The following is a 19,028-nucleotide window of genomic DNA, read 5'->3' on the forward strand; positions in this document are numbered from 1 at the left end:
TCATCTGAGGAAAAGTCAATACTATTTCAAAAAAATATTTAATTTCTTATTTCAGCCATTCAGGCATCGCCTGTTTGAGCTTGTTCAAAGCTTGTCCACGGTGGGAGATAGCGGCTTTTTCTGCAGGTTCAAGTTCAGCCATGGCACGCTCTTGTGCAGGAACGTAGAAAATCGGGTCGTAGCCAAAACCGTGTTCGCCTCTGCGCAAACGCAGGATCTCGCCTTCACACGCACCAGCGAATGTTTGTGTTTGTTCTCCGGGCGCCGCAACCGCTAAGACGCAGCGAAAGCGTGCTGTACGCTCGCCATCGGGTACATCAGACAGCTTCTCCAGCACTTTATCAATATTGGCCTCGTCGCTTTTGTCGCCTCCTGCATAGCGTGCAGAATAGACCCCTGGCTCTCCGCCTAATGCATCAATTTCGAGCCCGCTATCATCAGCAATGACCGGAATGCCGAGTTCCTTGGCAACGCCTTCCGCTTTTAAGATAGCGTTGGCTTCAAAGGTCGTGCCGGTTTCCTCAATATCGAGGTCTTTTGCGACGTCTCGCAAGGTCAATACTTCATACCCCAGTGGAGACAGCAAAGTTTCGAAGTCTTTTGCTTTTCCTTTGTTCTGTGTTGCAATGACGATCTTCTTCATAGCGTGGATTCCACCTTTTCGCCGATCCGCGAAGACAATTCACCAATCGCCGATTTCTGGATTTGAATCAATTGCTGGATGCCCGCTTCACCGAGATCAAGCATTTCATTCAATTCTTTGCGGCTGAAGGTCGCTTCTTCACCCGTTCCTTGCATCTCGACAAATTCACCGGACCCTGTCATGACCAAGTTCATGTCGACGTCTGCAGTTGAATCCTCTTCATAGTTCAAGTCCAAGATGGCTTGCTTGTCGCTGTTGATGCCAACGCTTGTCGCTGCCAAATAATCCGTCACCGGGAATACCGGCACATCCAATTTGCCAAGCGCGATGGTCATGGCGATGAAAGCACCGGTTATGGAAGCTGTGCGTGTTCCGCCATCTGCCTGGATGACATCGCAGTCGATCCATAGCGTGCGTTCACCGATCTTTTCTAGATCCACGACAGCGCGTAAAGACCGGCCGATCAGGCGTTGGATTTCCATCGTACGGCCGCCGAGCTTGCCGCGTGTCGCTTCACGCTGATTGCGGCTGTTGGTGGCGCGTGGCAGCATGGAATACTCCGCCGTGACCCATCCTTTGCCTTGCCCTCTCAAAAAGCCCGGAACGCGCGATTCAATGGTCGCCGTGCAAATAACCTTGGTTTGGCCGACTGTAATCAAGACCGAGCCCTCGGGGTGGATCAAATAATCCGTTTCCACTTCTATTGGACGCAGTTCGTTTGCTTGTCTATTATCAATTCTCATCATTAGTGAATCCTCCTCATGTACTCAAAAAATCTTACCATAATTCTTCTTTGACGACAAAAACCCAGAGGCTATGCCGTCAGGGTTTCGGGAACTGGATCGAATGGATGCACGGATTTTCAATGGCGAGCCATTTCTTGATAATCGTGCGGAAAATCGCTGTCGAACCGGATGTATAAAACTGATGGACAGGTGGTTTGCGGCGATCCGCAAATTTGTCCGCGAAACTCAAATGACGAGCTACATCTTTCGCAGTTTCCTGCGCTGATGACAAAACCGTCACCGTACTGCCAAGCTCTTGTTCAATAAAGCCTTGCAATAATGGATAATGGGTGCAGCCAAGGATAGCGGTATCGAACTCCTTTGATTTAATCGCCGATAAAGTCTCCGCTACCATGCGGCGGGCAAACTCCCCTTCATACTCATCACTTTCCACAAGTGGAACAAAACGTGGACATGCCAATTGGATGACGTCAGACGCAGAAACGAGCGACTTGATCGCTTTTTCATATGCCCCACTTTTAACGGTCCCGGAAGTGCCGAGAACCGCAATTTTTTTCGTCGAAGAGGACTTGATCGCTGCACGCGCTCCCGGAAAAATGACGCCGATGACTGGAATCGGCAATTTTTTTTGCAAGGAATTGAGCGCTGCAGCGGTCGCGGTGTTGCACGCGATGACGAGCATTTTAATATTCATTTTCATGAGCGCTTCTGCCATTTGCCACGTATAGCGCCGAACTTCCGCAAGAGGGCGCGGGCCATACGGGCAGCGGGCATTATCGCCGATGTAACAAATTTTCTCATTAGGTAGAAGTTTCATGATTTCTTTGGCGACGGTTAACCCGCCGACGCCTGAATCAATTACTCCGATTGGCGCATTCGATGTCATAGCCCCGCTCCTATTTCATGTTGATATGCATTTTCTCCAACAAACTCGAAAATTGCTCGACTTCTTCTTCACTGAAGTCATCCAGCACTGCTTCTAAATATTCTTGGCGCTTCTTGATTACTTCTTCGATAATCCGTTCGCCTTCTTTTAATAACTTAATACGTACGACGCGGCGATCTTGTTCCTCGCGAATGCGTACGACCAAGTCATTTTTCTCCATTCGATCGACCAAATCAGTCGTGGTGCTGAACGCCAGAAACATTTTGTTCGACAAATCGCCGATGGTCATATCGCCGTGCTCGAATAGCCATTGCAATGCCACAAATTGTGGCGGCGTGATGGTATACGAATTGAGGATTTCACGGCCTTTTTGCTTGATGATTCCTGATATATAACGCAATTCCTTTTCCATAAATGCCACATGCTCTAAATCGTGGCGATGGTTTAAGTTGTCTTCGGTCATTGGCTTGGCTCACTCCCTAGCTACTGGTATTTGTTTCATCGTAAAGTTTTTGAAGCCGTCAGGCACGGTTAGTTTTTATTGCCGGCGGAAGTCAGGCTTCCATTTTGCAACATTGCCTTATCTTGATCGCTCCATGGATGCCCTTTGCCGCTTGCTTTCGAGATTTGGACAATGGCGCCTCTGCCGGTGAAACAAGTTTCATGCTTGTCATTTACTGCCCAATAATGAAGATCGGCGGACGAGTTTCCAATTGACTCTACTTTTACGAACACTTTCAATTGCTCATCGAAAAACACTTGGCGGACAAAATCGACTTGCATATCCGCTACGACGGGTATTAAATCGCTGTTTTTTGAAAGCCACGCTTGCATCAAGCCGACTTCTTTCATGAACTCGATTCGTGCGTACTCAAAATAAGCAATCGGCACTGTGTTATTGACATGCCCGAACATGTCCGTTTCTGAAAAACGAACATGGACCGGTGCATAAAAACTAAACCCTTGCTGCCATTGATCGAAATCTTCTATGTATGCCGCTGTCATTTCAGTTCCCCCTGTAAAACGCTTGTCATCTTGATAGTATAGCAAAAACTAGCGCAAAGGACATCTGTTTCAGCCAAGCTCATTGATTTTCCATTGATACAAAAAAACTCCGCCATAAAGGCGGAGTTAGGATTAGTCGACCATATGATCGCTTCCGAAGAAATTACGGAACATTTGGATGCTGACATCGCGGTTCAAAGCTGCGATTGACGTTGTCAATGGAATGCCTTTCGGGCAAGATTCCACACAGTTTTGTGAGTTACCGCAATCCGCAAGGCCGCCTTCTCCCATGATCGCGTTCAAACGCTCATCACGGTTCATGGAGCCTGTTGGGTGCGCGTTCATCAAGCGTACTTGAGAAAGAGGCGCTGCGCCGATAAAGTCGGATTTATCGTTAACGTTCGGGCAGGCTTCTAAGCATACGCCGCACGTCATGCATTTAGACAATTCATAAGCCCATTGGCGTTTGCGTTCAGGCATACGCGGACCTTCGCCAAGATCATGCGTACCGTCGATCGGCACCCACGCTTTGACTTTCTTCAGTGAGTCGAACATGCGGCTGCGGTCTACGATCAAATCGCGGACGACCGGGAATGTTCTCATCGGCTGAAGACGGATTGGTTGTTCCAATTGGTCGACAAGCGCCGTACAAGACTGGCGTGCTTTGCCATTGATGACCATAGAACAAGCCCCACAAACTTCCTCAAGGCAGTTCATGTCCCAGTTGACTGGAGTTGTTTTCTTCCCGTCCATATTGACCGGGTTGCGTCGAATTTCCATCAACGCAGAAATGACGTTCATGTTGGCACGATATGGCAATTCGAACTTTTCCCAGTACGAACTTTCGTCTGTGGAGTTTTGGCGTTCGATTTCGAAAATAACCGTTTTTGCTGCTTCACCCATAGTGAATTAGCTCCCTTCTATAATGCTATGCTTTCGCGGAATAGTCGCGTTTGCGTGGCGGGATCAAGCCAGTGTCGACTTCTTCATAATGGAAGATCGGCGCATCATAGCCATTGAACTTCGCCATAGTCGTCTTCAGGAATTCCTCATCATTACGTTCCGGGAATTCCGGTTTGTAATGAGCGCCGCGGCTTTCGTTGCGCTTTAATGCACCGATAGTGATGACACGTGCTAAATGTAGCATATTTTTCAGCTGGCGAGTAAACATTGCCCCTTGGTTGCTCCAAAGTTGCGTATCCGTCATGCTGATATGGTTAAAGCGTTCAAGCAGTTCCTGAATTTTACGGTCCGTTTCTTCGAGGCGGTCATTATAGCGCACGACCGTCACGTTGTCCGTCATCCATTCTCCTAGTTCCTTGTGCAGGACGTAAGCATTTTCTGTTCCGTCAAGCGCAAGAATTTCATCCCATTTACGCTGTTCTTCAGCTTCATGCTTTTCGTAAATATCGTTTGGCAAGTCTTCTGCAAGAACTTCCAAGCCTTTGACATATTCAAGAGCATTCGGCCCAGCAACCATGCCGCCGTAAATAGCTGACAGGAGTGAGTTGGCCCCGAGGCGGTTTGCACCATGCTGGGAATAATCACATTCACCTGCTGCCAAAACGCCAGGGATGTTCGTCATCTGATGGTCGTCAACCCATAGTCCGCCCATTGAATAGTGTACAGCCGGGAAGATTTTCATCGGTACTTTGCGTGGATCGTCGCCCGTGAATTTCTCGTAAATTTCGATGATGCCGCCCAATTTGATGTCGAGTTCTTTCGAATCTTTATGAGAAAGGTCCAAGTACACCATGTTCTCGCCGTTGATGCCGAGCTTTTGGTTAACGCACACGTCGAAGATTTCGCGTGTCGCGATGTCACGAGGAACCAAGTTTCCGTAAGCCGGATACTTTTCTTCTAGGAAGTACCAAGGCTTGCCATCTTTATACGTCCAAATCCGTCCGCCTTCACCGCGTGCAGATTCTGACATCAAGCGGAGCTTGTCGTCGCCAGGAATCGCTGTTGGGTGGATTTGAATGAATTCGCCGTTCGCATAATAAGCGCCTTGCTGATAAACGATCGATGCAGCAGAACCTGTGTTGATGACTGAGTTTGTGGATTTCCCGAAGATAATCCCAGGTCCGCCAGTCGCCATGATAACAGCGTCTGAACGGAACGATTTGATCTCCATTGACGTCAAGTTCTGTGCCGTGATTCCTTTTGATGCGCCTTCATCATCGATAACGAGGCCAAGGAATTCCCAACCTTCATACTTCGTGATGAGTCCTGCTACTTCATAGCGGCGGACTTGCTCATCAAGTGCATAAAGCAATTGTTGGCCAGTCGTTGCGCCGGCAAATGCTGTTCTGTGGTGCATCGTCCCGCCGAAACGGCGGAAGTCGAGCAAGCCTTCTGGTGTACGGTTGAACATGACGCCCATGCGGTCAAGCAGGCGGATGATGCCAGGTGCTGCATCGGCCATCGCTTTAACCGGTCTTTGGTTCGCTAGGAAGTCACCGCCGTAAACGGTGTCGTCCAAGTGAATTGCTGGGGAATCCCCTTCACCTTTTGTATTCACCGCTCCGTTAATGCCGCCCTGTGCGCACACAGAGTGAGACCGTTTAACGGGAACGATGGAAAATAGATCGGCAGGTGCTCCTGCTTCGGCAACTTTGATCGCTGCCATTAAGCCAGCTAGTCCCCCACCGACGATAGAAATTTTGCCTTTCGCCATTGTACTGTTCACTCCTCTTTTAATTCACCAATGTTTAGGACATTCTTAAATGAATGCAAACAATGCTCTGATACCAATGATCGATAATACAATAAAGACTAGAAGTGTGAAATAAGTTGAGTAGCGCTGTGCTTTCGCTGAAACCGTGACTCCCCACGTAACCAGGAAAGACCACAATCCGTTCGCAAAGTGGAACGTTGCAGACAAGACACCGACAACATAAAACGCAAACATCAACGGATTCGACAAGATGTTTTCCATCATGTTGAAATCTGCTTCACCTGCGCCAATCGCCACTTGGAACCTTGTCTCAAAAATGTGCCATGCGATAAAGACCACTAGGAAAACCCCGGTGTAGCGCTGTGCAACAAACAACAAGTTGCGCATATAGCTGTAATGTCCCGGGTTGTTTTTCGCCGTGAACGCTATGTATAATCCGTAGAAAGCATGATACATTAGCGGCAAGTAGATGACGAAAATCTCCAGGAAAATGACGAATGGAAGATTTGCCATGAAGTGGGCAGCTTGGTTAAACGCTTCCACGCCTTGCGTAGCGAAATGGTTGACGATCAAATGCTGCGTCAAGAACAATCCGATTGGAATGACCCCGAGTAAAGAGTGCAGCCTGCGCATTAAAAATTCACGATTGTTATCCAAAAATTTTACCCCCCTCAAAAACATTTGTTGGCAACGTAAACATTTCCCTATATCAGGAAAATATCTTCACGTCACTGTAAGCATCATGTACAAGAATATGACATATTTATTGTACTCCCCCCCTCTAGGAGCGTCAAGGCAAGGGAGCGTTTTTAAGCGCTTCCTATCTAGGGTTTAGGGGGCCTTTTCCAGATAATAAATAGGAAAGAATTCATGAAAAGCTATATTTTTATTTCGAAACAGCTGAGATACAGGCATCTGTTTCGAGTATTTATAAGCTCGTCTAGGACTCCTGCGACACGATTTCAAATTTGAACAAAATGTGAATCTTTACACAATCAATCAGCAACAGAAAAAAGCCCAGCTCGGCTGGGCTTTTCGCTTATCTGACAGAAGCTGGCGTTAGTTCATATGCGTCGTGAAGCGCATTCGCTGAGCTCTCCATTTTGCTTGCCGGCACGACGACAGAGACTTTGATTTCTGAAGTGCTGACCATTTTTACTGGCACATCCTGCGTGCGAAGAATGTCGAACATTCTTGCCGCGACACCTGGATTCGATACCATTCCGGAGCCGACGATGGAGACTTTCGCCAAGCCGGTTTCGATATCGATGGCGTTATAGCCGATATGCTCTTGCGCTTCCGACAACACGCGCTGCGCTTCTGCCAGGCTGTCTTCTTTGATGGAGAACGAAACAGATGGCGGAAACTCTTCGCTAATGCTTTGCACAATAATATCGACATCGATGAAATGATCCGCTAAGATCGTGAAAATATTGGCGAGCGACCCGTTAAACGGCTTCGTGTAACTAATAGTAATCCGGGCGATGTCTTTTTCAAACGCCACACCGCGCACGATTAGATTTTTTTCCACAGTGATCACCTCTTGAATGATAGTCCCCGGCTCATCCGAGTAGCTGGCCCGTACAGACAGGGGCACTTGATTGTTCTTAGCAAATTCCACAGCGCGCGGATGAAGTACGCCCGCACCCAGATTCGCCAGTTCAAGCATTTCGTCGTATGAAATTTGTTCGAGCTTGCGGGCGCCTGTGACATAACGGGGATCGGATGTGTAGACTCCGTCAACGTCTGTATAAATCTCACATTTTTCCGCGCCTAGTGCGCCGGCAAGCGCCACAGCCGTTGTATCGGAACCACCGCGGCCGAGTGTTGTGATATTGCCGCTCTTATCGACGCCTTGGAACCCTGCGACCACGCAGAACAAGCCGAGGTCAAGCGCTTCTTCCAAACGCTCGGTATGGATGGTTTCGATGCGCGCATTGCGCGGAACCGATTCCGTCTCGATTCCTGCCTGCCACCCGGTAAAGCTTAATGCATCATGGCCAAGCTGCTTAAAGGCCATCGCTAATAGCGAAATGGTCACTTGTTCGCCAGTTGCAAGCAACATATCCATTTCACGCTTTGGCGGCTCACCAGAAATCTCTTCCGCCAGTCCTAGCAGCGTGTCAGTCGTCTTGCCCATCGCGGAAACGACGATGACGACGCGTTTGCCTTGCTGTTTTTCCCGGATGGCGCGTCTTGCCACGCCTAAGATTTTCTCCGGAGACGCCACAGACGTCCCGCCGAATTTCATTACGATTGTTGTCATTCTCTCCACTCCCACTTAAGTTAAGTGGCCCTCAACAAAAAAGAGGCAACTCGCCGATTGCCCGGCAAGCTACCTCTCTTCTCATGTACGATTTCAAACGTCCATGTGAGATAGCCCTCCAGAGTTTAAACTCTGACAGCCCTGCATTTCTTAAATGCAGAACCAGCATACGCGCAAGCAGTGCGACGTAAACTTCGGCGGGCGTCCCTTTCGGCATCCTTCGCAGATTCTGCAAATCTCGGAATGCTTACTCTTGACGTCCGCTCCTCTATCATCACTTTTTACAAGTGATTCAATTGTGTTCTTACAATACCATGAAGTTATTCTTGTTGCAACGGCTGTTCCTTAAAATGCTGTTCGATTTCTGCGGCCAGCTTCTCGGGAATACCTGCCTGTTGGATTTCCGCAGCATTCGCTTCTTTGATTTTTCGCACCGACCCAAAATGCTTCAACAATTGTTGCTTGCGCTTCGGCCCGACACCTTGCAGACCGTCGAGTGCGGATTGAATCGAATTCTTGCCGCGCAATTGGCGGTGGAACGTGATGACGAATCGGTGCACTTCATCTTGTATGCGCTGCAATAAATAAAATGCTTCGCTTGTGCGTTTAAGTTCCACCATCTCGATTGGGTTGCCGTACAGCAACTGGGAAGTTTGGTGCTTGGCATCTTTAGCGAGACCCGCGATTGGGATGTCGAGGCCAAGTTCGTCTTCGACGATTTCGCGTGCCGATTCGATTTGGCCTTTGCCGCCATCGATAATGATCAAGTCAGGCAAAGGCAAGCCGTCCTTCAGCACGCGGCTATAGCGCCTGCGAACCACTTCACGCATGGCCGCATAATCATCGGGCTTTTGGGCAGAGCGCGTTTTGTATTTCCGGTAATCTTTCTTCGATGGTTTGCCGTCAATGAAGACAACCATCGCCGATACGGCATCCGCTCCTTGGATATGGGAGTTATCGAATGCTTCAATGCGCAAAGGCGTGTGGATATTCATTGCTTCGCCCAGTTCGTTGCAAGCACCGACCGTCCGTTCTTCTTGACGCTCAAGCAGCTGGAATTTTTCCTTGATGGCAATTTCCGCATTTTTTTGCGCGAGTTGCACCAAATCTTTTTTCTTACCGCGCTGCGGGACGAGCACTTTCGCCCCGAGCCACTCTTTAAGGAATTCTGCATCTTCAGTTTCTTGCAGCAAGATTTCATTTGGCTTGATATGATCCGGTTTTTCATAAAACTGTCCAAGGAAAGTCAAAAATTCTTCATCCGGGTCTCGGTATAAAGGAAACATCGAAACTTCGCGTTCGATCAGCTTTCCTTGCCGCACAAAGAAGACCTGTATGCATATCCAGCCTTTATCGACCGCATAAGCGAAAACGTCGCGGTTGGTGAAATCGTTCATCGCCATTTTCTGTTTTTCCATGACCGATTCGATATGGCTGATTTGGTCGCGGTATTCTTTTGCCCGCTCGAACTCCAGGTTCTCTGCCGCTTCACTCATCTTCTCCGTCAGGTCTTGCTTGACATCACGAAATCCGCCGTTGAGAAAACGGCTAATGCCATCGATCATTTCCTTATACGTATCTTTCTCCACCGGCTTAACGCAGGGCGCTAGGCATTGTCCGAGATGGTAGTACAGGCAAACACGGTCCGGCATCGTATGGCATTTGCGGAGCGGATACAACCGGTCCAGCAGCTTTTTCGTTTCGCTCGCTGCGTAGGCATTCGGATAAGGGCCGAAATATTTCCCTTTGTCTTTTTTGACTTGACGGGTAATGACCAGTTTCGGATGCCGCTCGCCCGTAATTTTCAAATACGGATAGGTCTTATTGTCTTTTAACCGGATATTGTATTTCGGATCATGCTTTTTGATCAAGGTCAATTCGAGAATCAAGGCTTCTTTGTCAGAAGACGTAACAATGTATTCAAAATCCTCGATCTCGTTGACAAGGCGCTGCGTTTTTGTATCGTGGCTGCCCGTAAAATAAGAACGCACACGGTTTTTCAGCACTTTCGCCTTGCCCACATAGATGATGGTCCCTTGTCGATCTTTCATCAAATAGCAACCCGGCTGATCCGGCAATACTGCTAATTTATGTTGAATCATCTCATTTTTCATTTTCTCACCCTATTTAAAAAACCGGGTTCCACGAATGGGACCCGGTTTTGGAATTATGCGTGTTTTTCAACCAATTCAGCCAAAGCTTCTTTTGGACGGAAGCCGACAACTTTATCGACCGTTTCGCCATTTTTCATGAAAAGAAGTGTCGGGATGGACATGATGCCGTATTCACTAGCTGTTTGTTGGTTTTCATCAACATCCACTTTTACGATTTTCACTTTGTCGTCCATGTCTGCATCAAGTTCTTCAAGAACTGGAGCGATCATTTTACAAGGTCCGCACCATGCAGCCCAAAAGTCTACCAATACGAGTCCTTCTGAAACTTCTTGTTTGAAATTCTGATCTGTACCTTTAACGATTGCCATGTATAATTCCTCCTTAAGTGATAACCAAACTATATTTCGATTATAGCAGACGTGATTTACGCTAGCTATTTATTTGCCTAGTCCTTCCATACCCGGCTGTCGATGCCGTTAAACGGACTGGGTTTGATGTAGGTAATGTACTTAAAAGTCAGAAAGATTCCGCTACAGGGGCACGCTTTCCGCGGAGTGGGCATCGAGCCTCCTCATTCGCTACGCTCATTCCGGGGTCTCTCAAACCCACTTTTTCCGCAGGAGTCGGCCCCTTTCGCTCCATATCCAGTTGCAAAAAAAACAGCCCGCATTAATGCGGGCTACTGAATTACATAACTTTCTTGAATTCTTCCGTGAGCAACGGGATAACGTCGAATAGGTCTCCGACGATTCCGTAATCTGCCACTTTGAAGATATTCGCTTCAGGGTCTTTGTTGATCGCGACGATGACTTTAGAGTTGGACATTCCCGCCATGTGCTGAATCGCGCCGGAAATCCCTGCTGCAATATACAAATCAGGGGTAACGACTTTCCCCGTCTGTCCGATTTGCAAGGAGTAATCGCAATAATCCGCGTCACACGCACCGCGTGATGCACCGACAGCGCCGCCAAGGAGGTCAGCCAGTTCCTGCAAAGGCTCGAAACCGTCTTTGCTCTTGACGCCACGCCCGCCAGCGATAATGACCTTCGCTTCGGAAAGATCTACGCCTTCTGCGGATTTGCGGACGACGTTTTTGATGATCGTGCGCAAGTTCGTAATATCGACCGACAAGCTCGATACGTCACCAGAACGCTCTTCGCGCTCAAGTGGCGCAATGTTATTCGGACGCACGCTGATGAAGACTACACCGTCTTCTTTCAGCTTCACTTTTTCAAAAGCTTTCCCGGAATAGATCGGGCGGATAAAGACAGCATCTGCGCCTTCGCCTTCAATATCCGTAACGTCTGAGATCAAACCAGTTTGCAATTTCGATGCAATTTTCGGCGATAGGTCTTTTCCGACTGCCGTATGACCGAAGACAATCGCTTCTGGCTGTTCCTGGTCAACGACCGCCATGAATGCTTGGCCATAGCCGTCAGATGTATAGGATTTCAAGTGTGGATGTTCAACAGTGATGACGCGGTCTGCGCCATACGCTATCAATTCGTTTCCAAATTCGCTCACCGCTTCACCGAGCAGGACAGCGACGACTTCTCTGCCGCCTGAAATTTTCTTCGCTGCGGCAATTGCTTCAAATGATACGTTGCGCAAAGCGCCTTCGCGCGTTTCGCCCAATACTAATACTTTTTTCGACATAGTCCGTTAACCCCCTAAGTAGATGTGAAAATAAATGTAGCGTACGTTTATATAACTTTCGCTTCAGAGCGAAGCAAGCTGACAAGTTCAGACACTTGGCTCGGGATTTCGCCTTCCAAAATACGGCCGGCTTGTTTTTTCGGTGGCAAGTAAACCTCGATCGTTTCGGTTTTCGCTTCTACATCCTCTTCATCGATATCCAAATCATCTAGTTCCAGCTCTTCAAGCGGTTTTTTCTTCGCTTTCATGATCCCTGGAAGTGAAGGATAGCGCGGCTCGTTCAAGCCTTGCTGAGCTGTGACCAATAGAGGCAAAGAAGTTTCCAACTCTTCTGCGTCCCCTTCGATATCACGGACGATTTTCACCGTTTCGCCTTCGATTTCCAAGCTCGTGATAGTCGTTACATAGTTGATGTCCAAAAGATCAGCTACGCGTGGTCCGACTTGTCCGGAACCGCCATCGATGGCTACGTTTCCTGCAAGGATCAAGTCCGCTTCTTTATCTTTCAAGTATTCTGCCAGTATGTATGCTGCCGTAAACTGGTCCATTTCTTCTACATCATCTTCGGTGTTGATCAACACCGCTTTATCAGCGCCCATTGCTAGTGCAGTGCGCAATTGCTTTTCAGCTTCCTCGTCGCCGATCGTGACCACTGTCACTTCGCCGCCGTGAGCGTCACGGACCGTAATGGCCTCTTCGATTGCATACTCGTCATATGGGTTGATGATGAATTCAGCGCCATCTTCTTGAATCTGGCCACCGGAAACAACCAGCTTTTCTTCTGTGTCAAACGTACGTTTTACCAATACATAAATGTTCATGAACGTAAACCTCCCAAGTATTATTTCCCTTTAAATTGTGCTTCGCGTTTTTCCAGGAAAGCGCTAATGCCTTCCTTTGCGTCTTCCGATACGAAAACCGTACCGAATGAATCCGCTTCTGCCTTGACCCCTTCTTCAAAAGCGCCGCGCTTCGAATACTGAAGCATGTCAATCGCTGCCTTAACAGATACCGGACTCTTTTTCGCAATTTTCTTCGCAATTGAAAGCGTTTGCGAAAGAAGTTCTTCTTCGCCGTAAAAACGGTTCGCAAGACCGAGCTGCACCGCTTCTGTGCCTGTAATCGGATCACTCGTCAAGAGCATTTCAGCAGCCTTAGCCACTCCGACGTAACGCGGCAAGCGCTGTGTTCCGGCAAATCCTGGAATCAAACCCAGTTGAAGTTCCGGCAATCCCAGTTTAGCATTTTCTGTAACAAAACGCATATGGCAACTCATCGCAAGCTCTAAACCTCCGCCGAGCGCTGCCCCGTGGATAGCTGCGATGACCGGCTTGTGGAAGGTTTCCACGCGTTCAAAAACAGCTTGGCCACTAGCCGACAGTTTTGAAAATTCTTCCCCTGATGTTACTTGCGTGAACTCTTTGATGTCGGCTCCAGCCGAGAAGAAGCGCCCTTCCCCGTGCAAAACGATGGCACGAACATCTGAATCATTTTCCACTTCATCTAGAAGTGCATCGACTTCTAAAATCAGCGCGCGAGACAACGCATTTGCCGGCGGCCGGTTGATTGTTGCAATCGCTACCCCGTCTTCTTTTTTCCAGCTGATAAATTCCACCTGCTCATCCCCTCCCTTTTACGCTTGCATGCCTTTAAGCAATAAGCGCTGCACTTTCGGTGCGAGTTCGACCAAATCATATTTGTGATCGTTCATCACCCATGTAGTAATGGTCTCATCCATTGTACCAAAAACCATCTGGCGAGCTAAACGAATATCCATATTTTGATCAAATTCTCCCGACTCGATGCCGCTGACCAAAATCCGATCCATTAATTTCAAATAGCCTCGCAATACATTATTAATCTTCATGCGGATGTCGTGATTGGATTGCCGCAATTCAAGCTGCGTCACAATCGCTAAGTGAAGATCGCTCGCGAGCAAACTGAAATGGCTATTGATCATCATGCCAAGCTGATCCGCGGCACTTGCGTCTTTCGCGATAATTTTCTCCAACTCACTGACGAATACGCCCATCTTCTCTTCGAAGACAGAAATGAGAATGTCTTCTTTATTCTTGAAATACAAATATATTGTCCCGTCTGCTACACCTGCTTGCTTGGCAATTTTCGAAACTTGCGCTTGGTGGTAACCATTCTCTGCGATGACGATGACCGCAGCGTCGATGATTTGCTTATATTTCGGTTTATCCTTTTTTACCATCCTGTCACCACCCAAAAAAAATATGAAAATATGAATGGCGATTCATTCATATTTTCATATTATCGTTTAGTTTAATTTGTGTCAAGCTTTTGCCTAGGTCAGGAAGGAATTGCTTCGTCGCGTTTAGCGATTTCTTCATCCACTAAGGATCTGCGCAAAATCTTGCCCACTGCCGTCTTCGGAAGTTCATTACGGAACTCGTAGATGCGCGGCACTTTAAAGGCAGCCAGATTTTCGCGACAATGTTTATCCAGTTGTTCCTCTGTTACAGTATACCCTTCTTTTAGCACGATGTATGCCTTAACCGTCTCGCCGCGGTACGGATCCGGGATTCCGGCGACGACACATTCCTGTATCGCTTCGTGTTCATACAGCACTTCTTCGATTTCCCTCGGATAAATATTGAACCCTCCAGCGATGATCATGTCTTTTTTCCGATCGACGATAAAGAATTGCCCTTCGTCATTCATATAGCCAAGGTCTCCAGTCAACAACCAGCCATCGACGATTGTTGCTGCCGTCGCATCCGGCCGGTTCCAATAGCCTTTCATCACTTGAGGGCCCTTGATGGCGATTTCCCCAATCTGGCCGTTCGGCACCGGATCGGTTGTTCCAGGAAGAAAAATTTCGCAGTCTGTATCCGGATAAGGCATGCCGATCGAACCTTTTGTCCGGTCGCCCCATACGAGATTCGAGTGGCTGACAGGCGATGTTTCGGTCAGGCCATAGCCCTCGACAAGCTTGCCTCCTGTGATGCGCTCGAATTTCTCCTGTACTTCCGTTGGCAGCGGCGCGGACCCGCTCAAACACGCTTCAATGGAAGAGAGATCGTATTTCTGGATGTCCGGATGATTCAATAAGCCGATGTATAGCGTCGGTGCTCCTGGGAACAAGGTCGGCTTTTGCTTATTGATCGTTTTCAGCGCCTGTTCCGGGTCGAACTTCGGCAATAGCACCATCTTATTGCCTTGCATGACGGATAAGATCAAGACCGTCGTTAATCCGTAGACGTGAAACAATGGGATGATCCCCATGATGGTCTCTTCTCCGCGCGTCGATTTATACAACCATGCGTCACACATCGTTGCATTGGAGATGAGGTTTCGATGGGTCAGCATAACGCCTTTTGGCGATCCGGTTGTGCCTCCGGTATACTGCAATAGTGCGAGATCTTCATCAAAATCGAATGGCGGCTTGGTAATTTGCGGTGAGGCTGTTTTCATGATTTCCGTAAAGAGGTGATTAATTCCCCGATGTTCGACTTTCACCGTCATCCCGTATTGTTTTTTCTGGATGAACGGATACACTAGATTTTTCGGGAATGTCAGATAATCCTTGATGCCCGTGACGATAACGTTTTCGAGTTCCGTTTCTTTGATCACTTTGTTGATACGCGGGAATAAAATATCTAACGCAATGATGGCCTTAGCACCGGAATCTTTCATTTGATAGGAGATCTCCCGCTCGGTGTAAAGCGGATTGGTCATGACGACGACTCCCCCAGCGTAAAGAATTCCGTAAAAACTGATGACCGCCTGCGGGCAGTTTGGCAACATGATGGAGACCCGATCGCCTTTTTGAATACCGAGCTTTTGAAGGTAATTGGCCATCTTCATAGCAGACTCGTATAACTCTTCGTAGCTCAGTTCCCTGCCTAGGAAATGAATGGCGGTTTTCTGCGGAAAGTCTTCATAAGCTTTCGTCAAATATTCCTGAACCGGCATGCTCGGGTACGTGAGCGTGTGCGGCACTTCCTCCGGATAATGGGCTAACCACGGTTTTTCGGACATACTTTCTACCTCCCCCTCTTTTGTCGGAATCGTGAGAATATTCCTATTTTAATTATAAAGAATTATGATAACGCTTTCAAACATTATTTTCCTTCTTATTTTACTCCATAAAAAAAACGGCACACAGGCCGCTTTTAAAAGATGAATAAGAAGACAATTCCCACAAGTACAAACAAGATACAAAAAACGATTAAAATTTTGATGAGGTTTTCCATTCGCTCCAACTCCTATGAAATACTCGCTCCAATGACATATGACAACCCAACCGAAATGGTCATCGATATCAAACCGACCGAACGGTTGTCGCGGGCGATTTCTTCGTCCACTTTGAATTTTGGTGTCAAAAACTCAAAGAGAAGATACGCAAAGATCAATAGCACGAATCCGAAAAAACCCCAGCCGATCATTTCAAAAAGTGTCGTATGCTGTTCAATGGAAAAGCGGAAAATATTCGTGACGCCGAAAATTTTCCCGCCCGTCGCCATTGCTACTGCTAAATTGCCGCTCTTGATTTCTTCCCAATTTTTATACTTCGTCACGATCTCAAAAATGACCATCGCTACAATCAGGCATAATACTACGACACTGAAATAGCCAGCCGTCTCTACGAGCGGATGTGTCCAGAATCCTTCTTCAAGCATGTCCAAGCTCCCCTTCCGCCCTTACTTCAGTTCAGCGACTGTTACGCCTGAGCCGCCTTCACCCGGCTCCCCAAAGCGATAGCTTTTGACGCGCGGATGTTTTTTCAAGTACTGCTGCACTCCTTGACGAAGTGCACCGGTTCCTTTTCCGTGGATAATGGAGACTTGATGATAATTCGACAGCAACGCATCATCCAAATATTTCTCTACGCGTGACAGCGCGTCCTCGTAACGTTCCCCGCGCAGGTCCAATTCCATCTTCGTATAGCCTTCCCGGCCCTTCAAGCTGGTCATCGTACGCGTTTCTTTTTGCTTCTCCGGTTTGGTGTAGCTCAGATCGGATTCAGGCAACTTCATTTTCAGGATGCCAACTTGAACGATCCATTCCGTATCGGAGACTTTCTCGACCAATGTCCCTTTTTGCCCGTAGGACAGCACTTTCACCTCATCGTTTTGCTTTAAAGCGACTGGTTCGTTTTTCTTTTTCGCTTTTTTCAACACGCGGTTTTCCGGCATGGCCGATTCTAAGCGCTTTTTCGCATCAATTAGTTGATGTTCTTTGACGCCAGTTTGCTGGTTCAACTGCATTTGACGCAGCTCTTTGATGACGGTTTCCGCTTCAGCGCGTGCCTGATCAACAATTTTACGCGCCTTTTCTTTGGCCTTGTCTTCTAACAGCTCTTTGCGGCTCTCGTAGTCCGCCAAGCGTTTTGCCAAGTCCTCTTTCAAGCTCTCGGACTCTTCGAGTACAGATCGCGTTTGGTTTGCATCTTGCTCAGCCTCACGGCGACTCTTCTCTAGCGAGGCGATCATCGAATCGACTTCTTTGCGATCTGTCCCGGTGAAACTTTTTGCATGGGAAATGATATGCTCCGGTAAGCCAAGACGCTTGGAAATTTCAAACGCGTTGCTGCGTCCCGGCACTCCAATCAAAAGACGGTATGTCGGGCTCAAGGTCTCGACATCGAATTCGACACTGGCGTTCGCGACACCTTCCCGGTTGTAGCCATAAGCTTTCAGTTCCGGATAATGAGTCGTTGCGATGACGCGCGCGCCTCTTCCGTGCACTTCGTCCAATAGAGAGATGGCAAGTGCTGCCCCTTCCTGCGGATCCGTACCGGCACCGAGTTCATCAAAAATGACGAGTGAGTTTTCATCAAATTTCTCCAAGATGTCGACAATGTTCACCATGTGAGAGGAAAATGTACTTAAGCTTTGTTCGATTGATTGCTCGTCGCCGATATCGGCAAAAATTTGGTCGAAGACGGCCAGTTCGGAGCCTTCAAGCGCCGGAACAGGAAGCCCTGCCTGCGCCATCAACGTCGACAAACCGACCGTTTTCAAGGTAACAGTCTTACCGCCCGTATTTGGCCCGGTGATGACGATCGCTGTAATATCCCGGCCAAATTCAATATCGTTTGGCACCACTTCATCTAATGGAATAAGCGGATGTCGAGCTTTTTTCAATTTGATATAGCCTTCTGTGTTCATATCAGGCTTTGAGCATTTATGGGCTTGCCCGTATTTGGCTTTCGCCAAGATCAAATCGACTTCCGCCAGTACGCCGACCAAGGTGAACAATTCATGCGCGACTTCCTGCACCTTAGCTGATAGCATCAGCAGGATGCGGTCGATTTCTTCTCGCTCTTTTAGCTTGAGACGGCGCACTTCGTTGTTTGCCTGAACGACAGCGTCCGGTTCAATGAAAAGTGTTTGGCCAGAAGATGATTGGTCATGGACGATGCCGCCATAATGGCTTCTGTATTCTTGCTTGACCGGAATGACGAAACGGTCATTGCGGATCGTAACAATCGAATCCGACAGCATTTTCGATGCATTGCGTCCGCGGATTAAGCTCTCAAGCTTTTCACGCACACGGCTTTCTTGCGCGCGCAAGGACTGACGTATGCTGCGCAGTTCAGAACTGGCACTGTCGACCACTGACCCGTTGTCATCGATGCACGCATTGATGTCGTGTTCGAGCTGCGTCAAAATCGGCATGCTTTCTTTTTTCTCCATGAAATGGGGAATGGCGATATCCTCTTCTGCATCGATGGCTTCAAGGAAGTGGCGTAGAATACGGCTGGCCCGAATGGTTGAAGAAACTTCCATTAATTCCACCGGACTCAAACTCCCGCCGATCTGCGCGCGTTTAGCTTGGGGGCGGATATCTGAGATGCCACCCATTGGCACATTGTTTTTAATGCGCAATAATTGCGCCGCTTCATCCATTTCTTCGAGCAAACGGTTTACTTCCGCAATATCCGTAGACGGCAATAATTCTTTCACTAAGCCTTTACCAAGCGATGATGTGCAAAATGCCGCCACTTCTTCACGGATTTTATAGAATTCGAGAGTTCGTAATGCGCGCTCTGCGATCATATAA

Annotated in this window: 18 protein-coding genes and 1 riboswitch; all 18 genes read right to left on the reverse strand. The window is 48.1% G+C overall.

Features of this window, described 5'->3' with window-relative positions:
• Window positions 1-46: 46 nt before the first annotated feature.
• The 18 genes from AY633_RS11410 to AY633_RS11495 all read right to left on the reverse strand — a co-directional run bounded on the left by AY633_RS11410 (window position 47) and on the right by AY633_RS11495 (window position 19,024).
• Complete coding sequence (locus AY633_RS11410; RefSeq protein WP_068488460.1) at window positions 47-643, reverse strand: XTP/dITP diphosphatase; 597 nt, start codon at window positions 641-643, stop codon at window positions 47-49.
• The gene (rph, locus tag AY633_RS11415; protein ID WP_068488461.1) at window positions 640-1,389 is read right to left on the reverse strand and encodes a ribonuclease PH; all 750 of its coding nucleotides are present in this window, start codon (window positions 1,387-1,389) and stop codon (window positions 640-642) included. The genes AY633_RS11410 and rph overlap by 4 nt, the downstream gene beginning before the upstream one ends.
• A 76-nt stretch (window positions 1,390-1,465) precedes the next feature.
• A complete protein-coding gene (racE, locus tag AY633_RS11420) occupies window positions 1,466-2,275 on the reverse strand; it encodes a glutamate racemase (RefSeq protein WP_068488462.1) in 810 nt (269 codons plus the stop codon).
• A 10-nt stretch (window positions 2,276-2,285) separates the two neighbouring features.
• Complete coding sequence (locus AY633_RS11425) at window positions 2,286-2,738, reverse strand: MarR family winged helix-turn-helix transcriptional regulator (RefSeq protein ID WP_068488463.1); 453 nt, start codon at window positions 2,736-2,738, stop codon at window positions 2,286-2,288.
• 68 nt (window positions 2,739-2,806) lie between these two features.
• Window positions 2,807-3,280 (reverse strand): acyl-CoA thioesterase, encoded by a 474-nt coding sequence (locus tag AY633_RS11430; RefSeq protein WP_068488464.1) that lies wholly within the window; start codon window positions 3,278-3,280, stop codon window positions 2,807-2,809.
• Between the two features lie 132 nt (window positions 3,281-3,412).
• Window positions 3,413-4,183 carry a succinate dehydrogenase iron-sulfur subunit gene (gene sdhB / locus AY633_RS11435; protein WP_058381037.1) on the reverse strand — a complete coding sequence of 257 codons (771 nt, stop codon included), beginning with the start codon at window positions 4,181-4,183 and terminating at the stop codon, window positions 3,413-3,415.
• A 25-nt stretch (window positions 4,184-4,208) separates the two neighbouring features.
• The gene (gene sdhA, locus AY633_RS11440; RefSeq protein ID WP_068488465.1) at window positions 4,209-5,957 is read right to left on the reverse strand and encodes a succinate dehydrogenase flavoprotein subunit; all 1,749 of its coding nucleotides are present in this window, start codon (window positions 5,955-5,957) and stop codon (window positions 4,209-4,211) included.
• Window positions 5,958-6,002: 45 nt separating this feature from the next.
• Window positions 6,003-6,614 (reverse strand): succinate dehydrogenase cytochrome b558 subunit, encoded by a 612-nt coding sequence (locus AY633_RS11445; RefSeq protein WP_068488466.1) that lies wholly within the window; start codon window positions 6,612-6,614, stop codon window positions 6,003-6,005.
• Window positions 6,615-6,996: 382 nt separating this feature from the next.
• Window positions 6,997-8,223, reverse strand: coding sequence for an aspartate kinase (locus AY633_RS11450; RefSeq protein WP_068488467.1), 1,227 nt, complete (start codon window positions 8,221-8,223; stop codon window positions 6,997-6,999).
• Window positions 8,224-8,326: 103 nt separating this feature from the next.
• Window positions 8,327-8,502, reverse strand: a riboswitch (Lysine riboswitch).
• 41 nt (window positions 8,503-8,543) lie between these two features.
• Complete coding sequence (gene uvrC / locus AY633_RS11455) at window positions 8,544-10,337, reverse strand: excinuclease ABC subunit UvrC (protein WP_068488468.1); 1,794 nt, start codon at window positions 10,335-10,337, stop codon at window positions 8,544-8,546.
• A gap of 53 nt (window positions 10,338-10,390) precedes the next feature.
• On the reverse strand, window positions 10,391-10,705 hold the full coding sequence (gene trxA / locus AY633_RS11460) for a thioredoxin (RefSeq protein WP_068488469.1): 315 nt from the start codon (window positions 10,703-10,705) through the stop codon (window positions 10,391-10,393).
• Window positions 10,706-11,024: 319 nt separating this feature from the next.
• The gene (locus AY633_RS11465; RefSeq protein ID WP_068488470.1) at window positions 11,025-11,993 is read right to left on the reverse strand and encodes an electron transfer flavoprotein subunit alpha/FixB family protein; all 969 of its coding nucleotides are present in this window, start codon (window positions 11,991-11,993) and stop codon (window positions 11,025-11,027) included.
• A gap of 47 nt (window positions 11,994-12,040) precedes the next feature.
• Window positions 12,041-12,814 carry an electron transfer flavoprotein subunit beta/FixA family protein gene (locus AY633_RS11470; RefSeq protein ID WP_058381044.1) on the reverse strand — a complete coding sequence of 258 codons (774 nt, stop codon included), beginning with the start codon at window positions 12,812-12,814 and terminating at the stop codon, window positions 12,041-12,043.
• A 20-nt stretch (window positions 12,815-12,834) separates the two neighbouring features.
• On the reverse strand, window positions 12,835-13,608 hold the full coding sequence (locus AY633_RS11475) for an enoyl-CoA hydratase (RefSeq protein ID WP_068488471.1): 774 nt from the start codon (window positions 13,606-13,608) through the stop codon (window positions 12,835-12,837).
• 18 nt (window positions 13,609-13,626) lie between these two features.
• Window positions 13,627-14,211: a TetR/AcrR family transcriptional regulator gene (locus tag AY633_RS11480; protein WP_068488472.1), complete on the reverse strand. Its 585-nt coding sequence runs from the start codon at window positions 14,209-14,211 to the stop codon at window positions 13,627-13,629.
• A 98-nt stretch (window positions 14,212-14,309) separates the two neighbouring features.
• Window positions 14,310-16,001 carry an AMP-binding protein gene (locus AY633_RS11485; protein ID WP_068461742.1) on the reverse strand — a complete coding sequence of 564 codons (1,692 nt, stop codon included), beginning with the start codon at window positions 15,999-16,001 and terminating at the stop codon, window positions 14,310-14,312.
• 227 nt (window positions 16,002-16,228) lie between these two features.
• Window positions 16,229-16,642: a DUF350 domain-containing protein gene (locus AY633_RS11490; RefSeq protein WP_068461740.1), complete on the reverse strand. Its 414-nt coding sequence runs from the start codon at window positions 16,640-16,642 to the stop codon at window positions 16,229-16,231.
• 21 nt (window positions 16,643-16,663) lie between these two features.
• A complete protein-coding gene (locus tag AY633_RS11495) occupies window positions 16,664-19,024 on the reverse strand; it encodes an endonuclease MutS2 (RefSeq protein ID WP_068488473.1) in 2,361 nt (786 codons plus the stop codon).
• Window positions 19,025-19,028 lie beyond the last annotated feature (4 nt).

Source organism: Planococcus maritimus (assembly GCF_001592825.1).
GTDB lineage: Bacteria > Bacillota > Bacilli > Bacillales_A > Planococcaceae > Planococcus > Planococcus maritimus_C.

Coding starts and splice junctions, on each gene's coding strand:
- AY633_RS11410 (WP_068488460.1), bottom strand. CDS start 643: ATGAAGAAGATCGTCATTGCAACACAGAACAAAGGAAAAGCAAAAGAC.
- rph (WP_068488461.1), bottom strand. CDS start 1,389: ATGATGAGAATTGATAATAGACAAGCAAACGAACTGCGTCCAATAGAA.
- racE (WP_068488462.1), bottom strand. CDS start 2,275: ATGACATCGAATGCGCCAATCGGAGTAATTGATTCAGGCGTCGGCGGG.
- AY633_RS11425 (WP_068488463.1), bottom strand. CDS start 2,738: ATGACCGAAGACAACTTAAACCATCGCCACGATTTAGAGCATGTGGCA.
- AY633_RS11430 (WP_068488464.1), bottom strand. CDS start 3,280: ATGACAGCGGCATACATAGAAGATTTCGATCAATGGCAGCAAGGGTTT.
- sdhB (WP_058381037.1), bottom strand. CDS start 4,183: ATGGGTGAAGCAGCAAAAACGGTTATTTTCGAAATCGAACGCCAAAAC.
- sdhA (WP_068488465.1), bottom strand. CDS start 5,957: ATGGCGAAAGGCAAAATTTCTATCGTCGGTGGGGGACTAGCTGGCTTA.
- AY633_RS11450 (WP_068488467.1), bottom strand. CDS start 8,223: ATGACAACAATCGTAATGAAATTCGGCGGGACGTCTGTGGCGTCTCCG.
- uvrC (WP_068488468.1), bottom strand. CDS start 10,337: ATGAAAAATGAGATGATTCAACATAAATTAGCAGTATTGCCGGATCAG.
- trxA (WP_068488469.1), bottom strand. CDS start 10,705: ATGGCAATCGTTAAAGGTACAGATCAGAATTTCAAACAAGAAGTTTCA.
- AY633_RS11465 (WP_068488470.1), bottom strand. CDS start 11,993: ATGTCGAAAAAAGTATTAGTATTGGGCGAAACGCGCGAAGGCGCTTTG.
- AY633_RS11470 (WP_058381044.1), bottom strand. CDS start 12,814: ATGAACATTTATGTATTGGTAAAACGTACGTTTGACACAGAAGAAAAG.
- AY633_RS11480 (WP_068488472.1), bottom strand. CDS start 14,211: ATGGTAAAAAAGGATAAACCGAAATATAAGCAAATCATCGACGCTGCG.
- AY633_RS11485 (WP_068461742.1), bottom strand. CDS start 16,001: ATGTCCGAAAAACCGTGGTTAGCCCATTATCCGGAGGAAGTGCCGCAC.
- AY633_RS11490 (WP_068461740.1), bottom strand. CDS start 16,642: ATGCTTGAAGAAGGATTCTGGACACATCCGCTCGTAGAGACGGCTGGC.
- AY633_RS11495 (WP_068488473.1), bottom strand. CDS start 19,024: ATGATCGCAGAGCGCGCATTACGAACTCTCGAATTCTATAAAATCCGT.